This is a genomic window from Burkholderia sp. 3C, assembly GCF_054589155.1.
Genome location: NZ_BAAILN010000096.1, coordinates 24597 through 26063, shown reverse-complemented (window position 1 = coordinate 26063; position 1467 = coordinate 24597). Strand labels below are relative to the sequence as shown.

Sequence of the window (1467 nt, the reverse complement as noted above, 5' to 3'; positions counted from 1 at the left end):
ACCCGCGCGGCGGATTCGCATCCGCCGCGCGGGTTCGTCAGGCCGGACGATAAGGAAACCTGAACGGTTCCGTCACGTCCGCTCAGTGGCTGCCCGACGCCTCGTCGAGCGTCAGGTGCTTGGTTTCGGGCGCCCACGCGATCGACACGATCATGCCCACCAGCAGCACGCCGGCCAGCGCGAACATCGTCACGTGAAAGCCGAGCGTCGCGATGCCCACCGGCAGCAGGAACGTGCCGATCGCCGAGCCGAGCCGGCTGCACGCGATCGCCAGGCCCACGCCGCAGGCGCGCACCTCGGTCGGGAAGCACTCGGGCGGAAATACCCCCACCAGGTTGCTGAACGCCGACATGGTCAGCGTGAACACGCCGAACGCCACGATCATCCACAACGCCGCCGAATGCGGCAGCACGGCCAGCGCCACCAGCGATGCGCAGCACACGGCGAACGAGCCGATCAGGAAACCGCGCCGCGACATCTTGATCGTCAGCCAGATGCCGATCACCGCGCCGAGCACCAGGAAGCCGTTCAGCAGCAGATCCGCGCCGAAGCCCTCGGACAGGCCGATCGCCTTCAGGATGGTCGGCAGGAACGTGTAGATCGCGAAATACGGAATCACCAGGCAGACGAAGAACGCGCAATTGAACAGCGTGCGGCGGATCATGTCCGGGCGGAACAGCCGCGCGTAGCCCTGGCTGGCGTGCGGCGCGTCGCTGCCGTCGAGCACGACGTGCGCGCCGAAATGCTTCGCGACGATCGCGCGCGCCTCGCCGGCGCGACCCTTGCCGAGCAGCCAGCGCGGCGATTCGGGCGTGCCGAGCCGGGCGATCAGCACCACGAACGCCGGCAGCGCCGCCGAGGCCAGCAGCCAGCGCCACGCGTCGGGCGAGGCGTTGCCGTAGTACAGGCCGAGCACGTTGGCCACCACGTAGCCCACCGTCCAGATCACGCTGAACGAGCCGAGCAGCGCGCCGCGATGCTTGCGTGGCGAGAATTCGGCGAGGATCGCGTGGCCCACGGTGAAATCGCCGCCCATGCCGATGCCGATCACGATGCGCAGCAGCGCCAGCTCGGCCGGCGAGGTCACGAAGAATTGCGCGGCCGACGCCAGCACGATGATCACGAAGCTGGTCAGGAAGATCTTCTGGCGGCCCATGCGGTCGGACAGCCAGCCGAAAATCAAACTGCCCAGGAAGATGCCGATCAGCGCCGAGCTGCCGATCACGCCCATCCAGAACGCATCGAGCGGCATCTGCTTGCCGAGCGCGGCGAGCGCGTAGCCGATGGTGCCGAGCGTGTAGCCTTCGGTGAAATGCGCACCGAACGTGAGCCCGGCGATCTTGATGTGGAAGCCGTTGAGCGGCACGTCGTCGAGCCGCACTTCCCGTTGCGGCGTGGCGGCGGCGCGCGCCAGCGGCGCCGCGCCGGGCACTGCGCCCGTTTGCACATTGAGTTGATTCAAGCTGC

Annotated in this window: 1 protein-coding gene; it reads right to left on the bottom strand. The window is 68.0% G+C overall.

Annotated elements, in window-relative coordinates:
* Positions 1–82: 82 nt before the first annotated feature.
* Positions 83–1432: an MFS transporter gene (locus ACYP33_RS19785; RefSeq protein ID WP_414442023.1), complete on the bottom strand. Its 1350-nt coding sequence runs from the start codon at positions 1430–1432 to the stop codon at positions 83–85.
* Between the last annotated feature and the right edge of the window lie 35 nt (positions 1433–1467).